We start from the raw sequence: 22,337 nt of genomic DNA, 5'->3' as shown, positions 1-22,337 counted from the left end.
CGCCGATGGTACTGCAGGGGGGACCCTGTGGGAGAGTAGGACACCGCCGAACAATCATTGTGGGAAACCCCCGCACCGTATGGTGCGGGGGTTTCCTGCGTTCAGGGGCATTTTTGGTTTTGCGGGCTCCTTGGAAGAGCCCGCTTTTTCCTCACAGCCGTCCCGTCGCCTTCAGCGCCAGATAGGCGTCTGCGAGGGCCGGGGCGAGTTCGGCCGGGGTTGCGTCCACGACTGTGACTCCGTGCCGACGGAGTTGTTCGGCTGTGCGATGGCGTTCGGTTTGGGCCTGGGCGGCGGATGCGGCGTCGTAGACCGCGTCGGCGGTGCCGCGGGAGGTGGCCATGCGGGCGATGTGGGGGTCGGCGACCGAGGCGACGAGGACGGTGTGGCGCTGGGTGAGTCGTGGGAGGACGGGGAGGAGGCCTTCCTCGACCGGGGCTGGGTCGAGGGTGGTCAGCAGGACGATCAGGGAGCGGCGTGGTGCCGTACGGAGTGCTGTGGTGGTGAGGGCGCGGGCGTCCGTCTCGACGAGTTCGGGTTCGAGGGTGGCCATGGTATCGACGAGGGAGGGCAGGACGTCGCGGGCTGAGCGGCCCTGGACGAGGGCGCGCACCCGACGGTCGTAGGCGAGGAGATCGACGCGGTCGCCGGCACGGGAGGCCAGGGCGGCGAGGAGCAGCGCGGCGTCCATGGAGGCGTCCAGGCGGGGGGCGTCGCCGACGCGGGCGGCGGAGGTGCGGCCGGTGTCGAGGACCAGGAGGACGTGGCGGTCGCGTTCCGGGCGCCAGGTGCGGACCGCGACGGTGGAGTGGCGGGCTGTGGCGCGCCAGTCGATGGAGCGGGTGTCGTCGCCGGGGACGTATGCGCGCAGGCTGTCGAATTCGGTGCCTTCGCCGCGGGTGAGGGCGCTGGTGCGGCCGTCGAGTTCGCGGAGGCGGGCGAGTTTCGAGGGGAGGTGCTTGCGGCTGGTGAACGGGGGGAGGACGCGTACCGTCCAGGGGACCTTGTGGGTGCCTTGGCGGGAGAGGAGGCCGAGGGGGCCGTAGGAGCGGATGGTGACGCGGTCTGCCTGGCGGTCGCCGCGTCGGGTGGGGCGTAGGTGGGTGGTGATGCGGCGGCGTTCACCGGCGGGGATGGTCAGGTGGTGGCGGGAGGCCTCGGTTTCGGTGCCGGGCTGCCAGCTGCTGGGGGGCCAGGCGTCGCGGAGGTGGGCGCGCAGGGGGCGGCGGGAGGGGTTGGTGAGGGTGAGGGTGACGTCTGCGGGCTCGCCGAGGCGTGCGGTGGTGTCGCCGGAGCGGGTGAGGCGCAGGGGGCGTACGGGGGCTGCGAGGGCGTAGTCGTAGGCGCAGGCCAGGGCCAGGGGGGCGTTCACGGCGAGGAGGCCGGTCCAGCTGGGTTCCCAGATGCCGACGGGGAGGGAGCCGAGGGCCGCGAGGAGGGCGGCGCGTCCGGTGAGTGCCATCAGCGGGGGACGGGGACGTGGGCGAGGATCGCGGTGATGACGGAGTCGGCGGTCACGCCTTCCATTTCGGCCTCCGGGCGGAGTTGGACGCGGTGGCGGAGGGTGGGCAGGGCGAGGGCTTTGACGTCGTCGGGGATGACGTAGTCACGGCCGGTGAGCCAGGCCCAGGCGCGGGAGGTGGCGAGGAGTGCGGTCGCGCCGCGTGGGGAGACGCCCAGGGTGAGGGAGGGGGATTCGCGGGTTGCGCGGCAGATGTCGACGACGTACGCGGTGATCTCGGGGGAGATGGTGGTCTTGGCGACCGCCGCGCGGGCGGCTTCGAGGTCGGCGGGGCCTGCGGCGGGGCGTACGCCGGCGGCGTGGAGGTCGCGCGGGTTGAAGCCTTCGGCGTGGCGGGTGAGGACGTCGATCTCTTCCTGGCGGGAGGGGAGAGGGATCGTCAGTTTGAGGAGGAAGCGGTCGAGTTGGGCTTCGGGGAGGGGGTAGGTGCCCTCGTACTCGACGGGGTTCTGGGTGGCGGCGACGAGGAACGGGTCGGGGAGGGGGCGGGGGGTGCCGTCGACGGTGACCTGGCGTTCCTCCATGGCCTCCAGGAGGGAGGACTGGGTCTTCGGCGGGGTGCGGTTGATCTCGTCGGCGAGGAGGAGGTTGGTGAAGACCGGGCCGGGCTGGAAGGAGAACTCGGCGGTGCGGGCGTCGTAGACGAGGGAGCCGGTGACGTCGCTGGGCATGAGGTCGGGGGTGAACTGGACGCGTTTGGTGTCGAGTTCGAGTGCGGAGGCGAGGGCGCGGACGAGCAGCGTTTTGGCCACCCCGGGGACTCCTTCGAGGAGCACGTGGCCGCGGCAGAGCAGTGCGACGACGAGGCCGGTCACGGCGGGGTCCTGGCCGACCACGGCCTTGGAGATCTCGGCGCGCAGGGCTTCCAGGGAGGCGCGGGCGCGGCCCGGGTCCCCGGTGTTCCCGGCGTTGTCAGTGGTCGGGTCCATCATGGACGGCGTACCTCTCTTTCGAGGGCGTCGAGTTGGTCGGTGATTGCGATGAGGGCGGTGTCGTCGCTGGGCGGCGGGCCGAAGAGGAGGGAGTGCAGCGGCTGTCCGTCGCCGTGGAGGTGGGCGGACAGGGCGGGGAGGAGTGTTTCGGGTGTGTGTGCCTGGGTGACGGGGACGCCTACGAGAGGGGCGAGGCGGGTGCGTGTGGTGGAGCGAAGAGCGGTGGCCGCGCGGTCGCGGGCGTTGGCTTTGCGGTAGAGGCGGGCGCGGCCTTCGACGGTTTCGGAGGCGCGGATCGCCACGGGGAGCTTTTCGGGTACGAGCGGGCCGAGTCGGCGTGCCCGCCAGAGGGCGGCGAGGGCTGCTGCGACGAAGAGTTGCAGGGTGCCCCAGAGCCAGCCGGAGGGCAGCAGGTCGAAGAAGGTCTTCTCGTCGTCCGGTTCGGTGGCGGAGGCGTCGGAGAGCGAGGGGAGGTACCAGGTCAGATGGGGGCGCGAGCCGAGGAGTTGAAGGGCGAGCGAGGCGTTGCCCTGCTGGTCGAGCCGGGTGTTGTAGAGGATGTCGGGTGCGCCGAGGACGACGGTGTCGCCGTTTCCGGTGGTGTCCGGGATACGCAGGAGGGTGGCCAGGCGCTGGCTGGGGTAGCACTGGTCGGCGCCGAGGTGGCGGGTGGTGTAGCGGATGCCGCCGGTTTCGGCGTTGCCGGCGCGTCGGGCGGCGGGCAGGTCGCAGTCGGGGGTGAGGGTGGAGCCGCGGCTGGTGACCGGGGCCGCGGTGACCCCGGGGGCGAGGGTGCCGACGGAGGCGCTGCCGGGGGCGATGAGGACGGTACGGCCGCCGGAGTCGGTGGTCGTGGCGTGCAGTTGCTGCTGCTGTCGCTCCGTCAGAAGGTCGGGGGAGGCGACCAGGAGAGTGGTGTCGGGGCCGGTGGCGGTGCGGGCCTCGGCGAGGGTGGTGACGACTCGGGTGGAGACGCCTCGGTCGGCGAGGAGTTCCGCGACGGCGCGGCTGCCGTAGGGGTCCGCGGAGCGGGGGTCGAGGGCGCCGTGGCGAGTGTCGGAGCGCAGGGCGGCGAGCGCCACGGCGGCCGTCAGGAGGAGCGTGAAAGCGAGTGTCACTCCTCGTGTGCGGGTCCACAGGTGGCGGGCGGTGGGCGAGGCCGCGGTGGAGGGGAGCGGGGCCTCGGTGGTCATTCGGCGGCTCCCTGGCGGGTGGTGGGGGCCGTGGTGGGGGTGCTGCTCGCCGTGAGGAGGGGTTTGGCGCGTTCCAGGTCGAGGTCGAGTGCGGCGATGCGGTGGTACGCCTGCTCGGTCGCCGGGCGGCCGCCGTATGTCACGTCGTCGAACTCGTGGGCGGCGGCGCGGAGTCGGCCGCTGTGGGCGGGGAGAGTGCGGCCGGCTTCCGCGGCGGCCTCGTCGGCGGTGCGGCCGGGGCGGGTGTCGAGGAGCGCGCGTTCCTCCAGGGAGCGGACGACGGCGCGCATGCGTTCCTGGAGGGCCTGGTTCCAGTGGCCCTGGGTGGCGTGTGCCTCGGCGGCGGCGCGGTGTTCGGCGGCGGTTCGGGGGCGTTCGTCGAACAGGGGCGCGGCAGAGGCGGGTTGGCGACGGGGAGTGCCCAGGCGCCACCACAGGGCGCCCACCACGGCCACGACGGCCGCGAGGACGACCAGCATCCCGAGGGTTCCTCCGGGGGTGGCGCTGGACGCGGTGCCGAACAGGCCGCTGATCCAGTCCCAGAGGGTGTTCAGGGCCCGTTGGAGCAGGCTGGGGTCGTTCTCGTGGTACAGGCGTTTGGACAGTTCGCGGCGGGCCGCCTCGCGCGCGGGATCGCGGGGGATGGTCAGGGGCGGCTCGTCGTCCGAGCGGGCCGCCGTGAGCAGGACGCTGTCGGCGGCCCGCAGCAGGGCGTGTACGGCGCCGCCCGGGAGCGGTGGGGCGGTGAGGACTCCCCCCGTCAGGCTCACCGCATCAGCTCCCCGAGGTCGTGCCGGGTTCGGGGGAGCCGTAGCCCTGGACGCCGGCGGCGCGGGCCAGGTCGAGGTCGAGGGCCTCGCGGCGGATGCGCTGGTCGATGTAGAGGAGGACGAAGACTCCGGCCACGATCGGGAAGGTGATCACGGAGCCGATCACCGATCCGACCCCGGTGATGATCAGGTAGGTCCAGCCGTAGTTGCCCGTGCCGTCGAGGAGACCGCCGATGCCGCCGTCGCTGAACGCGGCGCCGGCGAGGGCGAAGGGGACGACGACGATCGTCGCGACGATGTTGGCGATGATCAGGGCCAGCAGCAGGATCCCGAAGACCCGCCACCAGGAGCCGCGGACGAGTCTGGCGGAGCGGCGCATCGCCTTGCTGATGCCCTGCTTCTCCAGCATCAGCGCGGGCGAGGAGAGGGAGAGGCGGACCAGCAGCCACAGGGCGACGACCATCGCGGCGAGGGTGCCGAAGACCGAGAGCGCGGCCCCGCCCTCGCCGGACCCGGCGGCGCTCACCAGGGCGCCGGGCAGTGCGCCGGCGATGCCCGCGACCACCGGGATGAGCAGGAGCAGGAAGATCAGGCCGAACAGCCGGGGGATCCGGGGGCGGGCGTCGCGCCAGGCGTCTTTGAGGGTGACCGGCTTGCCGAGGACCGCACGGCTGATGACGGCCGTGAGCAGGGCTGTCGCGATGATGGTGCCGACCAGGGAGATCAGCAGCAGGACACCGGAGCTGAGCAGGACGTCACCCATGGCGCTGGTCTGCTCGTCGAGGGTGGCGCTCGGGTCGCCGAGGGCGGAGGTGTCCGTGGTGTTGTCCAGGACCAGGCCCTGGAGCAGGACGACGATGATCTCGGTGACGACCGCGACGGTCAGCGAGATGCCGAGCACGGTGCGCCAGTAGGTGCGCATGGTGGCGACGGCTCCGTCGAGGATCTCGCCGACACCGAGCGGGCGCAGCGGGATCACACCGGGCTTCGCCGCGGGCGGGGGGCCGCCCCAGCCGTTGCCCCAGGTCGGGTAGGGGGCGTAGCCGGGGTGGCCGTGGGGGGCGCCGCCGTACGGACCGGTGGGCGGGCGGCTGCCCCAGCCGGGGCCGGGCGGTGGGGGCGGCGGAGGCTGTGCGGGGTTCTGCGGCGGGGTCTGGCCCGGGTTCTGGGGGCCTGCGGGCGCGGACCACTGGCTGGGCGGCGGCTGCTCCTTGGACCACTTCGCGCCGGGGCCCGGGGGGTTCGCCGGCTGGTCCTCGGGCCGTGCTTCGGTAGGTCGGTCGGCGGGGTCGGACGCGCCGGGCTCCTGCCCGTCGGACGGGGCGGATCCGGGCGAGGCCCAGCCCGGAGTGTCTTTCATCGTCGCTCCTTCACGATGCCCGTCCGCGTGCGCGGCGGCAGGTTGGCTGCCATCGTGCCATGGGGTGGTCACCAGGCGACCGGCCGCGGTAGGGGCTGCACACCTTCAATTGTCCGCCGGACTAAGGGCAGACTGGCCGCATGGCTGATCAGTACGCGCAATCCGGTGAGGGCGAGCGACCGGCCGGGATACCGGCGATCCGCTGGGAGGAGCCGCCCGAAGGCCCCGTGCTGGTGCTTCTGGACCAGACGAGACTGCCGGCCGAGGAGGTCGAGCTGGTCTGTACGGACGCGTCGGCGCTGGTGGAGGCGATCCGTTCGCTCGCGGTGCGGGGGGCGCCGCTGCTCGGCATCGCCGGGGCGTACGGCGTCGCGCTCGCCGCCGTACGCGGCTTCGACGTGGAGGAGGCGGCCACCGCGCTGGCCGGGGCACGGCCCACCGCGGTGAACCTGTCCCTCGGCGTGCGCCGGGCCCGGGCCGCGTACCGGGCGGAATTGGCAGGCGGAGGCGATCCGGCGCAGGGCGCGCAGGCCGCGCTGGCCGCGGCGAGGCGACTGCACCGGGAGGACGCCGAGGCCAGCGCCCGGATGGCCGGGCACGGGCAGGCGCTCCTGGACGAGCTGCTGCCCGGCGGCGGGCATCGGATCCTCACGCACTGCAACACCGGCTCGCTGGTGTCCGGCGGGGAGGGCACGGCGTTCGCCGTGGCGCTGGCGGCGCACAGGAAGGGGCGGCTGCGGCGGCTGTGGGTGGACGAGACACGTCCGCTGCTGCAGGGTGCCCGCCTGACGGCGTACGAGGCGGCGCGCAGCGGCATGGCGTACACCCTGCTCACGGACAACGCGGCGGGTTCGCTGTTCGCGGCGGGTGAGGTGGACGCGGTGCTGATCGGGGCGGACCGGATCGCGGCCGACGGTTCGGTGGCCAACAAGGTGGGGAGCTATCCGCTCGCGGTGCTCGCGCGGTACCACCATGTGCCGTTCATCGTGGTCGCGCCGGTGACGACGGTGGATCCGCACACGCCGAACGGGGCGGCGATCGAGGTCGAGCAGCGCCCCGGGTTCGAGGTGACCGAGGTGACGGCGCCGCAGGTGCCGGTGACGGGAGCGGGAGGCGGGATTCCGGTGGCGCCGCTGGGGACGCAGGCGTACAACCCGGCGTTCGACGTGACGCCGCCGGAACTGGTGACGGCGATCGTCACGGAGGAGGGCGCGGTGTCGCCGGTGACGGCGGAAGGGCTGGCCGAACTGTGCGCGAGGGCGCGTCCCGGGACGGGTGCCTGATGCCCCTGAGATCACTGTCTGCCGCTGAGGGCAGACAGTGACGGTCCCGTACGACTATCGTCACCGGGCGGTGAGGCTTCTCACCTGCGTCACCTTCACCGTTATGAGAATGGGATGATGTCGTTTATGAAGGGACGAGTCCTTGTCGTCGACGACGACACCGCACTGGCCGAGATGCTCGGCATCGTGCTGCGTGGTGAAGGTTTTGAGCCGTCTTTCGTAGCCGACGGCGACAAGGCGCTGGCCGCGTTCCGGGAGGCGAAACCCGATCTGGTGCTGCTGGACCTGATGCTGCCCGGACGGGACGGCATCGAGGTGTGCCGTCTGATCCGGGCGGAGTCCGGCGTACCGATCGTGATGCTCACGGCGAAGAGCGACACCGTCGACGTGGTCGTCGGGCTGGAGTCCGGCGCCGACGACTACATCGTCAAGCCGTTCAAGCCGAAGGAGCTCGTCGCCCGCATCCGGGCGCGGCTGCGCAGGTCGGAGGAGCCGGCGCCGGAGCAACTGGCGATCGGTGACCTCGTGATCGACGTCGCCGGGCACTCCGTGAAGCGCGACGGGCAGTCCATCGCGCTGACGCCGCTGGAGTTCGACCTCCTGGTCGCGCTGGCGCGCAAACCGTGGCAGGTGTTCACCCGCGAAGTGCTCCTCGAACAGGTGTGGGGTTACCGGCACGCCGCCGACACCCGCCTGGTCAACGTGCACGTCCAGCGGCTGCGCTCCAAGGTCGAGAAGGACCCGGAGCGGCCGGAGATCGTGGTGACCGTCCGAGGCGTCGGTTACAAGGCGGGACCGAGCTGACATGTCCGGGGACAGTGCCGCTTCGGCCCCCGGCCGGTCCGGGGTCCGACCGGAGCGGCCTGTCGGCCGGAAGACCATGGGTTCACGTTTCGGACGCCTCCTCGAGGGCGGACTGCTGCAGGGCGGGCTGCAGGGCAGCCCCGTCCTGCGCCTGCTGCTGCGCTGGGTACGCCGGCCGCTGCTGCCCGTCATGCGACTGTGGCGGCGCAACATCCAGCTCAAGGTCGTCGCCACCACCCTGCTGATGTCCCTGGGCGTCGTCCTGCTGCTCGGCTTCGTCGTCATCGGCCAGGTCCGCAACGGACTGCTCGACGCCAAGGTCAAAGCCTCCCAGAGCCAGGCCACCGGCGGATTCGCCGTCGCCAAACAGAAGGCCGACGAGGCGGTGGCCGCCGGCGGCGGCGACGGGAACGCCGTCGACAGAAGCTCCCCGCAGAACGTCACCGAATGGATGAGCGAACTCGTGTCGTCGCTCTCCAGCGGCGGCCAGGGCGCCTTCGACGTCGTCACCCTCCCCCCGGGCGACGACAGCGGCGGCGGACCCGGACCCCGATCCTCCGGCTACGTCGACCCCAACAAGAGCGTCCCCGAAGCCCTGCGCGACCACATCAACAGCAACGCCGGAGCGGCCCAGAGCTACTCCCGCATCCTCTACAGCAACGACAAGGACTCCCAGCCGGCCCTCGTCATCGGCAAACAGCTCAACGACCCCAACGGCGACCCCTACGAGCTGTACTACCTCTTCCCGCTCACCCAGGAGGAGAAGTCCCTCAGCCTCGTCAAGGGCACCCTGGCGACCGCCGGACTCTTCGTCGTCGTACTCCTCGGCGCGATCGCCTGGCTCGTCGTACGGCAGGTCGTCACACCGGTGCGGATGGCCGCGGGGATCGCCGAACGGCTCTCCGCCGGACGCCTTCAGGAACGTATGAAGGTCACCGGCGAGGACGACATCGCCCGCCTCGGCGAAGCCTTCAACAAGATGGCGCAGAACCTCCAGCTCAAGATCCAGCAACTGGAGGACCTCTCACGCATGCAGCGACGGTTCGTGTCCGACGTGTCACACGAACTACGGACACCCCTGACGACCGTACGCATGGCCGCCGACGTCATCCACGAGGCCCGGGAGGACTTCGACCCCGTCACCGCGCGGTCCGCCGAACTCCTCGCCGACCAGCTCGACCGGTTCGAGTCCCTGCTCGCCGACCTGCTGGAGATCAGCCGCTTCGACGCCGGCGCCGCCGCCCTGGAGGCCGAACCCATCGACCTGCGCGAGGTCGTACGGCGCGTCACCAGCGGCGCCGCGCCGCTCGCCGACCGCAAGGGCACGACCATACGCGTCCTCGGCGACCAGCAGCCCGTCGTCGCCGAGGCCGACGCCCGGCGCGTCGAGCGCGTACTGCGCAACCTCGTCGTCAACGCCGTCGAACACGGCGAGGGCAAGGACGTCGTCGTCAAGCTCGCCGCCGCCGGCGGAGCCGTCGCCGTCGCGGTACGCGACTACGGCGTCGGACTCAAGCCAGGCGAGGCCACCCGCGTCTTCAGCCGCTTCTGGCGCGCCGACCCGGCACGCGCGCGTACCACCGGCGGCACCGGCCTCGGACTCTCCATCGCCCTCGAGGACGCCCGGCTGCACGGCGGCTGGCTGCAGGCCTGGGGCGAACCCGGCGGAGGCTCACAGTTCCGCCTGACCCTGCCCAGGACCGCCGACGAACCGCTGCGGGGCTCGCCGATACCCCTGGAACCCAAGGACTCACGGCGCAACCGCGGCCTCGACGATTCCGGACAGGGCGGCCGGGGCGGCGAGAAGAGCGCCACCGTGCCGGTGCAGCCCGCCCGGGAACCGCTCTCACCCGCGCACGCCCCGCTCACCTCCCGCATGGCCACGGTCACGCCCACCGCCGACCCGACAGCCCTGCCCGGCAACGGCGCACGCGTCGTGCCCCGGCCCGCCGCCTCGGCCACCCGGAACCCCGACGAACCGGCCCGCGGCACCGCCGCGGAACACACCGACACTGCACACAGCGACACCCCGGACGACACCCCGGACCGGCCGGACGCCGGAACACAGGGCCCGGACGAGCAAGGGGAGGCATTCCGTGGGCGCTGACCGCCAGAGGCGCCACCGGCGCACACCGGCGCGTGCGGCGGCGTACGCCACCTGTGGCGTCGTACTGCTGGCCGGATGCGCCTCCATGCCCGACCGCGGCGATCTGCGCGACGTCGAATCCACCCCGCGCCAGGACACCCAGGTACGGGTGTTCGCCATGCCGCCCCGCGACGACGCACCGCCCCCGGAAATCGTCCAGGGCTTCCTCGAGGCACTGACCAGCGACGACCCCAGCTACGCGACGGCACGGCAGTACCTGACCACCAAGGCCGCCCAGAGTTGGCAGCCCGAACGCTCCACCACCGTCCTCGCCGACGGACCCGGCGCCGAGGCGCAACCCGGGGGCGGCCGGGAGGACGGCGACGACTACTACTCCTTCACCCTGACCGGCACCAAGGTCGCCACCGTCGACGCCCAGCAGTCGTACACCCCCGCCTCCGGCGACTACAACCAGACGGTCCACCTCACCCGCGACAAGAAGACCGAACAATGGCGCATCGACGCGCTCCCCCAAGGCGTCGTCATGGGCAAATCGGACTTCCAGCGCAACTACATGTCCGTCAACAAGTACTACTTCGCCTCCAACACCACCTCCGCCACCTCCGGACAGCCCATGGCCGTCGCAGACCCCGTCTACGTACGTGAACGTGTCGACCCCATGACCCAGATGGTCCGCTCCCTGCTCGGCGGCCCCACCAGCTGGCTCCGCCCCGTCGTACGGTCCGGCTTCCCCACCGGCACGGCACTGAAGAAGGGCGTCAGCGCGCTCACGCCCGACGACCAGAACAAGGTCACCGTGCCCCTCAACGGCAAGGCGGCCAACATCGGGCAGAGCAAGTGCTCCGAAATGGCCGCCCAACTGCTGTACACCCTCCAGAGCCTCACCCCCACCGTCGAGGAGATCGCCCTGCGCGCCGGTGGCCGGCAACTGTGCACGCTCAAGGAAACCCATGCCGCCGCCGTGGCAGCCCGCGGCAGCGAGATCCACCCCGAAAACCTGTACTTCATCGACGGCCACCACCAGCTCCTCCGCATGCCGAGCAGCGTCGGCGGCAACGCCAAGGCCGACCCCGTCCCCGGAGCGCTCGGCGACGGCACCAAACCACTGCTCTCGGTGGCCGTGGCCCGCGACGAACACAGCGCCGCCGGAGTCACCCTCGACGGCAAGAACCTGTACGTCACCTCCACCGTGGCCAGCAGCTCCCTCGGCGACCCCGTCCTGACCAGCACCGGCAGGACCGAGGCCGACCGTCTCACCACCCCCACCTGGGACGCCCAGGGCGACCTGTGGGTCGCCGACCGCAACCCCGTCGACCCCCGGCTCCTGCTGCTGCAGAAGGGCGGCGGCAAACCCGTCGAGGTGCTCACACCACGACTGGACGGCCGTATCAACGCCGTACGGGTGGCCGCCGACGGGGCACGCATCGCGCTCGTCGTGGACAAGGACGGCAAACAGTCCCTGCTCATCGGGCGCATCGAACGGGCCGCGGGCAGCGCGGACCAGCCGTCCGTGTCCGTACAGGAACTGCGCTCCGCAACACCCGAGTTGGAGCAGGTCACGGCCGTGGCCTGGGCCGGGGACAGCCGGCTCGTCGTGGTCGGGCAGGAATCCGGCGGCGTCGAACAGGTGCAGTATGTGCAGTGCGACGGCTCCATCCCCGAGTCCGGCACCCTGCCCGGCCTCACCGAGGTCACCAGCATCGCCGCCTCCGAGGACAGCGAGGCCCCACTCTTCGCGACCTCCAAGGACGGACTGCTGTGGCTGCCCGGCGGGAGCGGCTGGCGCACACTGAAGGAAACCGCCTCGGTCGCGTTTTATCCGGGGTGATCTCTTCGGCAGCCGTCCGCTTTCCCGGACGGCCCTCCGATTTGGCCGGTCGAGCTGCCTGCGGGCGGGCTCGGCCGACGTTTATCTGACTTACCGGTCGGTTTTCCACAGGCGGGCGCCCACAGTTTTCCACAGGGGTGGCCGAGGCCTTCACATCTCGGCACAGTGGTGGACATGGAACGCGTTCGCAGGTGGTGGCAGGACCTCGCAGGCCTCGTCCTGCCCGCCGACTGCGCCGGCTGCGGGCGGAGCCGTACGGTGCTCTGCCCACAGTGCCGGCGCGCACTCCATGGACATCCGCCCCAGCGTGTGCGGCCGGTGCCTGAACCGGCCGGGCTGCCCGCCGTGCACGCGGCAGCGCCTTACGCGGACGAGGTCAGGGCGGTGCTGCTGGCGCACAAGGAACGGGGTGGGCTGGGGCTGGCGGGGGTGCTGGGGGTGGCGTTGGCGGGGGCGGTGTGGGTGGGGTTGGGGGAGGCGGGGGAGGGGGAGGGGGAGGGGCCCCTCCTGGTCCCCGTCCCCTCAGCCCCCTCCACCACCCGCGCCCGCGGCCACGACCCCGCCCGCCGTATCGCCCTCGCCGCGGCCGGTGAGCTGAGGCGGGCCGGGGTACGGGCTCAGGTGGCGTCAGTGCTGCGGCAGCGCAGGGCTGTGGCCGATCAGGCGGGTCTGAACTCGCGTGAGCGGCAGGACAACCTGGTGGGTGCGCTGGCGGTGCTGCCCGGGGGAGGGCGCTTGTTGCGCGGTGGGCCGGTGGTGTTGGTCGACGACCTCGTGACGACGGGTGCCTCGCTCGCGGAGGCGGCGCGGGCGGTACGGGCGGCGACGGCGGCGGCGACGGAGCCCCCGGGGCGGGCCCAAGGGCACTGCGGGACGGCCGGTGGGGCCGTTGGGGTGACGGGGAACCGGGGGGTGGAAGGGGTCCCAGGGGGTGGCGGTGGCGTGTCGGCCGTGTACGCGGGTGTCGCTCGGGAAGGGACAGGGGTACGGCGGTCCCGGACGGGGGAGGGAGGTGTGGGCGTGGGAGGTGGAGGCGGTGGTGACGTGCTCTGCGCGGCCGTGGTCGCGGCGTCGCCGGATTCCTTCGGAATAAACCGGAACTGACTGAGAACTTGCGTCGTTGCAGGTAATGACAGGGTCAATTCGCCTGAACGGAGGTACGGCGCAGTAGAGGGTGACGACATCCGTCCGAGCGAGATATGTTCGGTTGTGAGGGAAAGCCGCAGGCCACACCTCTCATATCCGAATGCCGTGCTGCGGTTTTGGTAATCGTCCGTGGCACCTGGGGTGTAGATCTCGCCGATGGGGGAGGAGGAGGTGGAAGTCACCAAGTCCGAGGTTCCGGTGCTCACCGGAGCCTGGTGCAAAAGGGAGACGCTCCGCACTGAGGCGGAGTGATCCGGGAACGGAGTTCTGCGTGGACATCGTCGTCAAGGGCCGCAAGACCGAGGTGCCCGAGCGGTTCCGCAAGCACGTGGCCGAGAAGCTGAACCTGGAGAAGATCCAGAAGCTCGACGGCAAGGTGATCAGCCTCGACGTCGAGGTGTCCAAGGAGCCCAACCCCCGACAGGCCGACCGGTGCGACCGAGTGGAGATCACGCTCCGCTCCCGTGGCCCTGTGATCCGGGCGGAGGCCGCGGCAAGCGACCCGTATGCGGCACTCGACCTGGCGGCGGAGAAGCTGGACGCCCAGCTGCGCAAGCAGCACGACAAGCGGTACACGCGCCGTGGCGCACGCCGGCTCAGCGCGGCAGAGGTTCCCGACCACGTTCCGGGTGTGGCGACGCTCAACGGCAACGGGCACCCCGTGCCGTCCGAAGCGTCGGACAGCGTGCCGACGAAGAAGATCGGTTCGCTGGAAGTGCAGGGCGATGGCCCCCTCGTGGTCCGCGAGAAGACCCACGTCGCCGCTCCGATGACTCTCGACCAGGCCCTCTACGAGATGGAACTGGTCGGCCATGACTTCTATCTGTTCGTCGACTCCGAGACCAAGCAGCCGAGCGTCGTGTACCGACGCCACGCCTACGACTACGGCGTGATCCACCTCGACACGGACCCGATGGTCGCCCAGGCGCATTCCCCCGAGGCGGGCGGGGCGCTGGGCGGCTGACCCTGCCCGGTGACTGTGAAGGACGCGGTGTGCCCCTGGAGCGCGGTGTGCGCCCCCAGGGGCACCCGTGTGCGACCCCTTGGGGCAGCGCTCTGTCACCGCGTTGTCGTACGGGCATGGAATCATGGCCGGTGTGGCCCAATCGGTGGGCCGCAGCCTTGGGTTGGCGATGGCTCAGGACCACAGCCGCAGCCTTCAGGGGGAGGAACGATGGCGGACAGCTTCGGACCGATGCGGGACGAGGATGCCGACGACGGCGTCGCCGGCATGGGCCCGGACGCGGGTGCTTCCCGCAAGGAGCCGATCAGAGTCCTTGTGGTGGACGACCACGCCCTGTTCCGCCGGGGACTGGAGATCGTGCTCGCGGCCGAGGAGGACATCCAGGTCGTCGGTGAGGCGGGCGACGGGGCGGAGGCCGTGGACAAGGCGGCTGATCTGCTGCCGGACATCATCCTGATGGACGTACGGATGCCCAAGCGCGGCGGTATCGAGGCGTGCACCTCCATCAAGGAGGTGGCCCCCAGCGCGAAGATCATCATGCTGACGATCAGTGATGAGGAGGCGGACCTCTACGACGCGATCAAGGCGGGTGCGACCGGCTATCTCCTGAAGGAGATCTCGACGGACGAGGTCGCCACCGCGATTCGGGCGGTCGCGGACGGGCAGTCGCAGATCAGCCCTTCGATGGCGTCGAAGCTGCTCACCGAGTTCAAGTCGATGATCCAGCGCACGGACGAGCGTCGGCTGGTGCCCGCGCCCCGGCTGACGGACCGTGAGCTGGAGGTGCTCAAGCTGGTGGCCACGGGGATGAACAACCGTGACATCGCCAAGGAGTTGTTCATCTCCGAGAACACCGTGAAGAACCATGTGCGCAACATCCTGGAGAAGCTGCAGCTGCACTCCAGGATGGAGGCGGTCGTGTACGCGATGCGGGAGAAGATCCTCGAGATCCGGTGAAGCCGGTCAGCGCAGGGCGGTGACCAGAGCGCGGGTCACTTCCTGGGTGAGGGGGTCGCGCAGCTCCGGGGCGTCGACCCGTTCCACACGTATGTCCATGCAGTCCACCCAGCTTGCCGCCTCGACCAGCGCCTCCGCCACCGCGGGGACCGCCTTGGGGCTCTCCAGGGTGACCTGTCGGGCGACCAGGGTGCTGCCCTCGCGGGCCGGATCGACGCGGCCCACGAGCCGGCCGCCGGCGAGGACCGGCATCGCGAAGTAGCCGTGGACCCGTTTGGCCTTGGGGACGTAGGCCTCCAGGCGGTGGGTGAAGCCGAAGATCCGTTCGGTGCGTGCCCGTTCCCAGATGAGTGAGTCGAACGGGGACAGCAGGGTCGTGCGGTGGCGGCCGCGCGGGGGTGTCGCCAGGGCCGCAGGGTCGGCCCAGGCCGGTTTGCCCCAGCCCTCGACCGTGACCGGGACCAGGCCCGAGTCGGCGATCACGGCGTCGACCTGTTCGCCCTTGAGGCGGTGGTAGTCGGCGAGGTCCGCGCGCGTGCCGACGCCCAGGGACTGTCCGGCGAGGCGGACCAGGCGGCGCAGGCATTCGGTGTCGTCGAGTTCGTCGTGCAGCAGGTCGGCGGGGACGGCGCGCTCGGCGAGGTCGTAGACGCGTTTCCAGCCGCGGCGCTCCACGCAGACCACTTCGCCGTACATGAGGGCGCGTTCCACGGCGACCTTGGTGCCGGACCAGTCCCACCACTCGCTGGTCTTCTTCGCGCCGCCCAGTTCGGTGGCGGTGAGGGGGCCTTCGGCGCGGAGCTGTTTGACGACCTGGTCGTAGGTGCCCTCGGGGAGGTCGTGGTTCCAGTGGGGGCGGTTGCGGTAGGCGCGGCGGCGGAAGGCGAAGTGGGGCCATTCCTCGATGGGGAGGATGCAGGCGGCGTGGGACCAGTACTCGAAGGCGTGGGTGTCCTTCCAGTAGGCGTCCTCGACGGTTGTCCGGCCCACGCGCCCGAGGCGGGCGTAGGGGATCAGTTCGTGGGAGCGGGCGAGGACGGAGATGGTGTCGAGTTGCACCGCGCCGAGGTGGCGGAGGATTCCGCGGACGCCGGCCCTGCGGTCGGGGGTGCCGAGGAAGCCCTGGGCGCGCAGGGCGATACGGCGGGCTTCGTCTGCGGAGAGCTCGGTGGCGGGGCGCGGGGTCGTCATGCGTCGCACGATAGGCGGTGGCACTGACAGTGTGGGGTGAGCTGGGGATTCGTCCCGGCGGGGGTGTTCCTACGGGGTCGGTCGGGCCGGAGGGGGCAGGTAGGGGGCCGCCGAGGGCAGGCCGAGGTCGGAGGGGAGGAGGGAGCCGACCCAGCAGTCCCGCCGTACGCCTTTGTTGTTGACGGCGGAGCGGAGGGTGCCCTCCAGGGTGAAGCCGGTGTGCTCGGCGACCGCGAGGGAGGCGGTGTTGCCGACTTCGGCGCGCCATTCGACGCGGTCGACGGCGAGGTGGGTGAAGGCCCAGCGGGCGGCGGTGAGGGTGGCCTCGGTGGTGTAGCCGCGGCCGCGGTGTTCCTTGGCGGTCCAGAAGCCGATCTCGGCGGTGCCGAGGGAGCGCATGGTGAGGCCGAGCATGCCGGTGAGGGTCCCGTCGGGGAGGAAGACGCCGAAGGTGTACATCGAGGCGTCGGCCCAGCCGTCGGGGGCGACCTGTTCGGTGAAGCTGCGGGCGTGTTCGGGGAGGTAGGGGGAGGGGATGGTGGTCCAGCGCTGGATGTCGGGGTCCTGGGCCGCGGTGTACACGGCGTCGGTGTCCTGGGGGCCGACGGGGCGCAGGACCAGGCGGTCGGTGGTGAGGGTGAGGGGCTCCATCGGGAGATTGTGGTGGAGCCGGCGGACGGGCGCCATCTGTTTGAGGGCGTGCGGGTGGCGAACTCGATCGGTTGTACGGTTCCGTTGTCCGTGTCCGTGTCCGTGTGTCCGGTCGATCCTGTGATCGGCTGTGCGGGCCGGGTGGTTTCGCGGGGCGTGAGCGGGTGATCACGATTCGCGCAATTCGCGGCCTGGGGGCGGCACTATCGGCCGGGGCCGGACGTTGTCCTGTTTGAAGAAGATTTTGGCGCGTGTGCGCGACAGTGTGCGGTCCTCGTCACGGCAGGCCTCCCGGCGTGGCGGGGTCCTCGCATACGATGGCCGTTGCTCAGTAAGTCAAATGGAAACCGACCGTCCCAGGCCCGACCGGCAAGGAGACCAACCCCCGTGTCCGTCCTCTCGAAGATCATGCGTGCAGGCGAAGGCAAGATCCTGCGCAAGCTGCACCGCATCGCGGACCAGGTCAACTCCATCGAAGAGGACTTCGGCGACCTCTCCGACGCCGAGCTGCGGGCCCTCACCGAGGAGTACAAGCAGCGGTACGCCGATGGTGAGTCCCTGGACGACCTGCTGCCCGAGGCGTTCGCCACGGTGCGTGAGGCCGCGAAGCGTGTTCTTGGCCAGCGTCACTACGACGTGCAGATCATGGGTGGCGCGGCCCTGCACCTCGGCTATGTGGCGGAGATGAAGACCGGTGAGGGCAAGACCCTCGTCGGCACGCTGCCCGCGTATCTGAACGCGCTGTCCGGCAAGGGCGTGCACCTGATCACGGTCAACGACTACCTGGCCGAGCGCGACTCCGAGATGATGGGCCGCGTCCACAAGTTCCTGGGCCTGGAAGTCGGCTGCATCCTGGCCAACATGACGCCGGCCCAGCGGCGCGAGCAGTACGCGTGCGACATCACGTACGGCACGAACAACGAGTTCGGCTTCGACTATCTGCGTGACAACATGGCGTGGTCGAAGGACGAGCTGGTCCAGCGGGGCCACAACTTCGCCATCGTCGACGAGGTCGACTCCATCCTGGTCGACGAGGCGCGTACGCCGCTGATCATCTCCGGTCCGGCCGACCAGGCGACGAAGTGGTACGGCGACTTCGCCAAGCTGGTGACGCGTCTGAAGAAGGGCGAGGCGGGCAACCCGCTGAAGGGCCTGGAGGAGACCGGCGACTACGACGTCGACGAGAAGAAGCGCACGGTCGCCATTCACGAGGCCGGTGTCGGCAAGGTCGAGGACTGGCTGGGCATCGACAACCTGTACGAGTCCGTGAACACCCCTCTGGTGGGCTACCTGAACAACGCCATCAAGGCGAAGGAGCTCTTCAAGAAGGACAAGGACTACGTCGTCATGGACGGCGAAGTCATGATCGTCGACGAGCACACCGGCCGTATCCTCGCCGGTCGCCGCTACAACGAGGGCATGCACCAGGCGATCGAGGCGAAGGAGGGGGTGGACATCAAGGACGAGAACCAGACGCTCGCCACGATCACCCTTCAGAACTTCTTCCGCCTGTACAAGCGGCAGGACCACGACGGCAAGGACGTACCCGGTCTGTCCGGCATGACCGGTACGGCGATGACCGAGGCCGCCGAGTTCCACCAGATCTACAAGCTCGGCGTGGTGCCGATCCCGACGAACAAGCCGATGATCCGCAAGGACCAGTCGGACCTGATCTACCGCACCGAGGTCGCCAAGTTCGAGGCGGTCGTCGACGACATCGCGGAGAAGCACGAGAAGGGGCAGCCGATCCTCGTCGGCACCACCTCCGTCGAGAAGTCGGAGTACCTCTCGCAGCAGCTCTCCAAGCGCGGCATCCAGCACGAGGTGCTGAACGCCAAGCACCACGAGCGTGAGGCGTCGATCGTCGCCCAGGCGGGCCGCAGGGGCGCGGTGACGGTGGCCACCAACATGGCCGGCCGTGGTACGGACATCAAGCTCGGTGGCAACCCCGAGGACCTCGCGGACGCGGAGCTGCGCCAGCGCGGCCTGGACCCCGAGGAGCACATCGAGGAGTGGGCGCAGGCGCTCCCCGCCGCGCTGGAGAAGGCCGAGCAGGCCGTCAAGGCGGAGAAGGAAGAGGTCGAGGAGCTCGGCGGCCTGTACGTGCTGGGCACCGAGCGGCACGAGTCGCGTCGTATCGACAACCAGCTGCGCGGCCGCAGCGGCCGTCAGGGCGACCCGGGCGAGTCGCGGTTCTACCTGTCGCTGGGTGACGACCTGATGCGTCTGTTCAAGGCGCAGATGGTTGAGCGCGTGATGTCGATGGCGAACGTCCCGGACGACGTGCCGATCGAGAACAAGATGGTCACGCGTGCGATCGCGTCCGCGCAGTCGCAGGTCGAGCAGCAGAACTTCGAGACCCGTAAGAACGTTCTGAAGTACGACGAGGTCCTCAACCGTCAGCGTGAGGTCATCTACGGCGAGCGGCGCCGCGTCCTGGAGGGCGAGGACCTGCACGAGCAGGTGCAGCACTTCATGGACGACACGATCGACGCGTACGTCTCCGCGGAGACCGCCGAGGGCTTCCCGGAGGACTGGGACCTGGACCGGCTGTGGGGCGCCTTCAAGCAGCTGTACCCGGTGAAGATCACTGTGGACGAGTTGGAGGAGGCGGCCGGTGACCGGGCCGGTCTGACCGCCGAGTTCATCTCCGAGTCCATCAAGGACGACATCCACGAGCAGTACGAGGGGCGTGAGACGCAGCTCGGCTCCGAGATCATGCGTGAGCTGGAGCGCCGGGTCGTGCTGTCGGTGCTGGACCGCAAGTGGCGTGAGCACCTCTACGAGATGGACTACCTCCAGGAGGGCATCGGCCTGCGCGCGATGGCGCAGAAGGACCCGCTGGTCGAGTACCAGCGCGAGGGCTTCGACATGTTCTCCGCGATGATGGACGGCATCAAGGAGGAGTCCGTCGGCTACCTGTTCAACCTGGAGGTCCAGGTCGAGCAGCAGGTCGAGGAGGTTCCGGTCGAGGACGCCGAGCCGGTCGACATGGAGAAGCAGGACGTGGTGCCGGCCCAGGCGGGCGCCCGTCCGGAGATCCGCGCCAAGGGGCTGGACGCTCCGCAGCGGCGGAACCTGCACTTCTCCGCGCCGACCGTGGACGGCGAGGGCGGCACCATCGAGGGCGAATTCGACGACGAGGACGAGCCGGTGCGCTCGGAGGCCGACGGCCTCACGCGCGCGGAGCGCCGCAAGCAGGCGAAGGCCCGGGGACGCCGTAAGAAGTAGCCGCGTGGGGCTTTGAGGGCCGGGTCACCTTCGGGTGGCCCGGCCCTTTGGCGTGTTCCGCCTGTAAGGGACGGGGAGCGGGCTCAGTCGTCCTCCGTGTGGGGCCTGCGGGGGCCGCCCAGTTCCACGGCTGTGCAGCGCCAGCGGCGGTCGGTGCCGAGCTCCAGGCGGAAGGCCATGGCGCGCAGGCGGTCGCCGGTGCCGATGCGGGCGAAGGCCTCGATGGCGCCGGGGCGGGGGACGTAGTAGCCGATGTCCCGGACGGTGGGGACGCCGTGGTTGCCGCGCAGGGGGCCGTGTTCGGCGAGGTGGAAGAGGTCGTCGTAGGCACTGCCGAGGGTGTGGCGGAGCATCGAGTGGACGGGGCGTCGGCCGCTGAGGACGGCGAGGAGGCGGTCGGCGAAGAGGTCGGTGGGGCGGGGTTGGGGTGGGGTGGGGTGCTGGGGGCCTCGGGCGGTGGTGGGGGTTTGGGCCGGGTGGGTCTGGCGGGTGCGGGGTGGGGCGCCGGCGGGGCGGCGGGGGTCGCGGCGGCCCGGTGGGCGGGTGCCGGCGTTGCCGGGGGCTGCTGTGGGCGGGCGCGTGCCGGCGGTGCCGGGTGCCGCTGCGCCCACCCGTGCCGCCCCAGCGGCACGACTGCCCGCAGCTGCGTCGGTGGCAGGGGGTGCTGCGCCCACCCGTGCCGCCCCAGCGGCACGACTGCCCGCAGCTGCGTCGGTGGCAGGGGGTGCTGCGCCGTCGGTGGGCCTTCTTGTCATGACCTTGTTCATCGTGTCCCCGTTCGATCGGCTTGGTGGGGTGGTGGGGCCGACCTTTTACCGGTCGGTAACTTGCTGTCGTCGATCTTGTACGGGGTTGCGGGCAGTGATGGCAAGGCTGCGGAGAGTTTGCGGCAAGGGGGACGGTGGTTCACCTATCAGGGTGATCTGGGGAGGGGAAAGCCCCGGTGGGGGCGGTGTGGGGGGTGAAAATCGGGGCGCGGAGTTGACGCGTTCCGGCGTGCGGGGAGGGACTCGAAAGGGGACGGGCGCACGTATCCTGAAGGTCTTCCGGGCGGACCGTCCGGGCGGAATCCGACGACGAAAGAGCGGCCAGCCATGCGTGTCTACGTCCCCCTGACCCTCCCCGGCCTCGCCGAGGCGCACAAGACGGGGGAGCTGGGGTCCGGACCGCTCGTCGCCTACGCCGTCACGCCCGCCCTGCGCGAGTGGTACCTGTCCGACGACATCGAGGAACTGGAGTACGCGGCGCTGAGCCGGGCCGCGCTCGCCTCGCTGCGGCTGCTCGCCGCGGACCCGGGCGCACCGCGCAGGCGGGTCGTGGTCGCCGTCGACGTACCCGACCGCGCGACCGAGGTGGACCCCGACCGGGGGCTGGATCCGGCGGCGCTCGGCGAGATGCGGGTGTCGGGGACCGTCCCGCTGGCCAAGGCGGCCTCGGTGCACGTCGACGCCGGGGACGCGGAGGCGGACGTGGCCGCGGCGGCGGAGGCGCTCGGCGCGGCGGACGGCGGGGACGACGACGCGCAGTTCGTGGTGGACGGGGCCGAGGACCACGAGCTGCTGTGGTTCGCCACGCAGGAGATCCCGAACCTGGTGGGCGCCGCAGGCTGAGCCGGACGGCCGCCGCAGGGGTGCGCGCCGGCGCCCGAGGGGCGCGGGGTGGTCTCCGCTCATGATTGTCAGTGGGGGCGGGTACTTTTGCTGCATGGGGAAGCAGCAGGTGGCGGCGCACATCGTCTGGGACTGGAACGGGACGCTGCTCAATGACAACGACGCGATCATAGGGGCGACGAACGCGGCGTTCGCGGAGCTCGGGCTGGAGCCGCTGACGCTGGAGCGGTACCGGGCGCTGTACTGCGTGCCGGTGCCGAAGTTCTACGAGCGGCTCATGGGGCGGCTGCCGACGGACGCCGAGTGGGAGCTCATGGACGAGATCTTCCACCGGTACTACGCGGAGCACCGGGTGCGGTGCGGGCTCACCGAAGGGGCGGCGGAACTGCTCGCGGGGTGGCGTTCGGCGGGGCACAGCCAGTCCCTGCTGAGCATGTACGTGCATGACGAACTGGTGCCGCTGGTGCGGGGGTTCGGGATAGAGCCGCATTTCCTGCGGGTCGACGGGCGGGTGGGGCCGTCCGGGGGCAGCAAGGCGGAGCACATGGTGCGGCATCTGGCCGCGCTGGGGAAGGTGGAGCCGGCGCGGACCGTGGTGATCGGGGACGCGGCCGACGACGCGGTGGCGGCCATGCACGCGGGGGCGCGGGCCGTGCTGTACACCGGGGGGTCGCACAGCCGGGCCAGTCTGGAGGGGGCGGGGGTGCCGGTGGTGGACTCCCTGGCGGAGGCGGTGGAGGTCGCCGGGGAGCTGGCCGCCTGAGGTGCGGCGTCCGGGGGCGCCGCAC

Annotated in this window: 18 protein-coding genes; 10 read left to right on the top strand and 8 right to left on the bottom strand. The window is 71.0% G+C overall.

Annotated elements, in window-relative coordinates; genetic code table 11:
- Positions 1-151: 151 nt before the first annotated feature.
- From ACLZN2_RS33265 to ACLZN2_RS33245, 5 genes are read right to left on the bottom strand one after another with little or no spacing between them, the layout of a single operon-like run.
- A complete protein-coding gene (locus tag ACLZN2_RS33265; RefSeq protein WP_416983118.1) occupies positions 152-1,462 on the bottom strand; it encodes a DUF58 domain-containing protein in 1,311 nt (436 codons plus the stop codon).
- Positions 1,462-2,451, bottom strand: a complete 990-nt coding sequence (locus ACLZN2_RS33260) for an AAA family ATPase (RefSeq protein WP_416983124.1) — start codon at positions 2,449-2,451, stop codon at positions 1,462-1,464. The genes ACLZN2_RS33265 and ACLZN2_RS33260 overlap by 1 nt, the downstream gene beginning before the upstream one ends.
- On the bottom strand, positions 2,451-3,647 hold the full coding sequence (locus tag ACLZN2_RS33255) for a DUF4350 domain-containing protein (RefSeq protein ID WP_416983117.1): 1,197 nt from the start codon (positions 3,645-3,647) through the stop codon (positions 2,451-2,453). The genes ACLZN2_RS33260 and ACLZN2_RS33255 overlap by 1 nt, the downstream gene beginning before the upstream one ends.
- The gene (locus ACLZN2_RS33250) at positions 3,644-4,417 is read right to left on the bottom strand and encodes a DUF4129 domain-containing protein (protein WP_416983116.1); all 774 of its coding nucleotides are present in this window, start codon (positions 4,415-4,417) and stop codon (positions 3,644-3,646) included. The genes ACLZN2_RS33255 and ACLZN2_RS33250 overlap by 4 nt, the downstream gene beginning before the upstream one ends.
- Before the next feature lie 4 nt (positions 4,418-4,421).
- Positions 4,422-5,777 (bottom strand): glycerophosphoryl diester phosphodiesterase membrane domain-containing protein, encoded by a 1,356-nt coding sequence (locus ACLZN2_RS33245; RefSeq protein ID WP_416983115.1) that lies wholly within the window; start codon positions 5,775-5,777, stop codon positions 4,422-4,424.
- Between the two features lie 140 nt (positions 5,778-5,917).
- Between ACLZN2_RS33245 and mtnA the strand changes: the two genes are divergently transcribed.
- The 7 genes from mtnA (at position 5,918) to ACLZN2_RS33210 (ending at position 14,866) form a co-directional block, all read left to right on the top strand.
- Positions 5,918-7,060, top strand: a complete 1,143-nt coding sequence (gene mtnA / locus ACLZN2_RS33240) for an S-methyl-5-thioribose-1-phosphate isomerase (protein WP_416983114.1) — start codon at positions 5,918-5,920, stop codon at positions 7,058-7,060.
- Positions 7,061-7,174: 114 nt separating this feature from the next.
- Positions 7,175-7,864 carry a two-component system response regulator MtrA gene (gene mtrA, locus ACLZN2_RS33235; RefSeq protein ID WP_187283109.1) on the top strand — a complete coding sequence of 230 codons (690 nt, stop codon included), beginning with the start codon at positions 7,175-7,177 and terminating at the stop codon, positions 7,862-7,864.
- 1 nt (position 7,865) lies between these two features.
- Complete coding sequence (gene mtrB / locus ACLZN2_RS33230; protein ID WP_416983113.1) at positions 7,866-9,971, top strand: MtrAB system histidine kinase MtrB; 2,106 nt, start codon at positions 7,866-7,868, stop codon at positions 9,969-9,971.
- Complete coding sequence (locus ACLZN2_RS33225; RefSeq protein WP_416983112.1) at positions 9,961-11,799, top strand: LpqB family beta-propeller domain-containing protein; 1,839 nt, start codon at positions 9,961-9,963, stop codon at positions 11,797-11,799. The genes mtrB and ACLZN2_RS33225 overlap by 11 nt, the downstream gene beginning before the upstream one ends.
- Positions 11,800-11,973: 174 nt before the next feature.
- Positions 11,974-12,903 carry a ComF family protein gene (locus tag ACLZN2_RS33220; RefSeq protein WP_416983111.1) on the top strand — a complete coding sequence of 310 codons (930 nt, stop codon included), beginning with the start codon at positions 11,974-11,976 and terminating at the stop codon, positions 12,901-12,903.
- Positions 12,904-13,216: 313 nt separating this feature from the next.
- Positions 13,217-13,909, top strand: coding sequence for a ribosome hibernation-promoting factor, HPF/YfiA family (hpf, locus tag ACLZN2_RS33215; RefSeq protein WP_416983110.1), 693 nt, complete (start codon positions 13,217-13,219; stop codon positions 13,907-13,909).
- A gap of 210 nt (positions 13,910-14,119) precedes the next feature.
- Positions 14,120-14,866 carry a response regulator gene (locus tag ACLZN2_RS33210; RefSeq protein ID WP_416983109.1) on the top strand — a complete coding sequence of 249 codons (747 nt, stop codon included), beginning with the start codon at positions 14,120-14,122 and terminating at the stop codon, positions 14,864-14,866.
- 6 nt (positions 14,867-14,872) lie between these two features.
- On the opposite strand, the gene ACLZN2_RS33205 is transcribed toward ACLZN2_RS33210, so the two are convergent.
- Positions 14,873-16,057 carry a winged helix-turn-helix domain-containing protein gene (locus tag ACLZN2_RS33205; RefSeq protein WP_416983108.1) on the bottom strand — a complete coding sequence of 395 codons (1,185 nt, stop codon included), beginning with the start codon at positions 16,055-16,057 and terminating at the stop codon, positions 14,873-14,875.
- 69 nt (positions 16,058-16,126) lie between these two features.
- Positions 16,127-16,708 (bottom strand): GNAT family N-acetyltransferase, encoded by a 582-nt coding sequence (locus tag ACLZN2_RS33200; protein WP_416983107.1) that lies wholly within the window; start codon positions 16,706-16,708, stop codon positions 16,127-16,129.
- 387 nt (positions 16,709-17,095) lie between these two features.
- Here ACLZN2_RS33200 and secA point away from each other — a divergent pair, with 387 nt between their 5' ends.
- The gene (gene secA, locus ACLZN2_RS33195) at positions 17,096-19,939 is read left to right on the top strand and encodes a preprotein translocase subunit SecA (RefSeq protein WP_416983106.1); all 2,844 of its coding nucleotides are present in this window, start codon (positions 17,096-17,098) and stop codon (positions 19,937-19,939) included.
- A gap of 83 nt (positions 19,940-20,022) precedes the next feature.
- Here the strand turns inward: secA and ACLZN2_RS33190 are convergent, their stop codons facing one another.
- Complete coding sequence (locus ACLZN2_RS33190) at positions 20,023-20,550, bottom strand: Rv3235 family protein (protein ID WP_416983105.1); 528 nt, start codon at positions 20,548-20,550, stop codon at positions 20,023-20,025.
- A gap of 483 nt (positions 20,551-21,033) precedes the next feature.
- Here ACLZN2_RS33190 and ACLZN2_RS33185 point away from each other — a divergent pair, with 483 nt between their 5' ends.
- A complete protein-coding gene (locus ACLZN2_RS33185; RefSeq protein WP_416983104.1) occupies positions 21,034-21,549 on the top strand; it encodes a DUF6912 family protein in 516 nt (171 codons plus the stop codon).
- A gap of 94 nt (positions 21,550-21,643) precedes the next feature.
- Positions 21,644-22,312 (top strand): HAD family hydrolase, encoded by a 669-nt coding sequence (locus ACLZN2_RS33180; RefSeq protein ID WP_416983103.1) that lies wholly within the window; start codon positions 21,644-21,646, stop codon positions 22,310-22,312.
- Positions 22,313-22,337: the final 25 nt, after the last annotated feature.

Origin of the sequence: Streptomyces sp. T028, from assembly GCF_048159505.1 — a bacterium.
Classification (GTDB): Bacteria; Actinomycetota; Actinomycetes; order Streptomycetales; family Streptomycetaceae; genus Streptomyces.
Note: the sequence above shows the minus strand (reverse complement) of the source record. Positions and strands in the feature narration are given on the sequence as shown.

Excerpts from the sequence above, each read along its gene's own strand:
- ACLZN2_RS33265 (WP_416983118.1), bottom strand. The coding sequence starts at position 1,462 with ATGGCACTCACCGGACGCGCCGCCCTCCTCGCGGCCCTCGGCTCCCTC.
- ACLZN2_RS33260 (WP_416983124.1), bottom strand. The coding sequence starts at position 2,451 with ATGGACCCGACCACTGACAACGCCGGGAACACCGGGGACCCGGGCCGC.
- ACLZN2_RS33255 (WP_416983117.1), bottom strand. The coding sequence starts at position 3,647 with ATGACCACCGAGGCCCCGCTCCCCTCCACCGCGGCCTCGCCCACCGCC.
- ACLZN2_RS33245 (WP_416983115.1), bottom strand. The coding sequence starts at position 5,777 with ATGAAAGACACTCCGGGCTGGGCCTCGCCCGGATCCGCCCCGTCCGAC.
- mtnA (WP_416983114.1), top strand. The coding sequence starts at position 5,918 with ATGGCTGATCAGTACGCGCAATCCGGTGAGGGCGAGCGACCGGCCGGG.
- mtrA (WP_187283109.1), top strand. The coding sequence starts at position 7,175 with ATGATGTCGTTTATGAAGGGACGAGTCCTTGTCGTCGACGACGACACC.
- mtrB (WP_416983113.1), top strand. The coding sequence starts at position 7,866 with ATGTCCGGGGACAGTGCCGCTTCGGCCCCCGGCCGGTCCGGGGTCCGA.
- ACLZN2_RS33220 (WP_416983111.1), top strand. The coding sequence starts at position 11,974 with ATGGAACGCGTTCGCAGGTGGTGGCAGGACCTCGCAGGCCTCGTCCTG.
- ACLZN2_RS33210 (WP_416983109.1), top strand. The coding sequence starts at position 14,120 with ATGGCGGACAGCTTCGGACCGATGCGGGACGAGGATGCCGACGACGGC.
- ACLZN2_RS33205 (WP_416983108.1), bottom strand. The coding sequence starts at position 16,057 with ATGACGACCCCGCGCCCCGCCACCGAGCTCTCCGCAGACGAAGCCCGC.
- ACLZN2_RS33200 (WP_416983107.1), bottom strand. The coding sequence starts at position 16,708 with ATGGAGCCCCTCACCCTCACCACCGACCGCCTGGTCCTGCGCCCCGTC.
- ACLZN2_RS33185 (WP_416983104.1), top strand. The coding sequence starts at position 21,034 with ATGCGTGTCTACGTCCCCCTGACCCTCCCCGGCCTCGCCGAGGCGCAC.
- ACLZN2_RS33180 (WP_416983103.1), top strand. The coding sequence starts at position 21,644 with ATGGGGAAGCAGCAGGTGGCGGCGCACATCGTCTGGGACTGGAACGGG.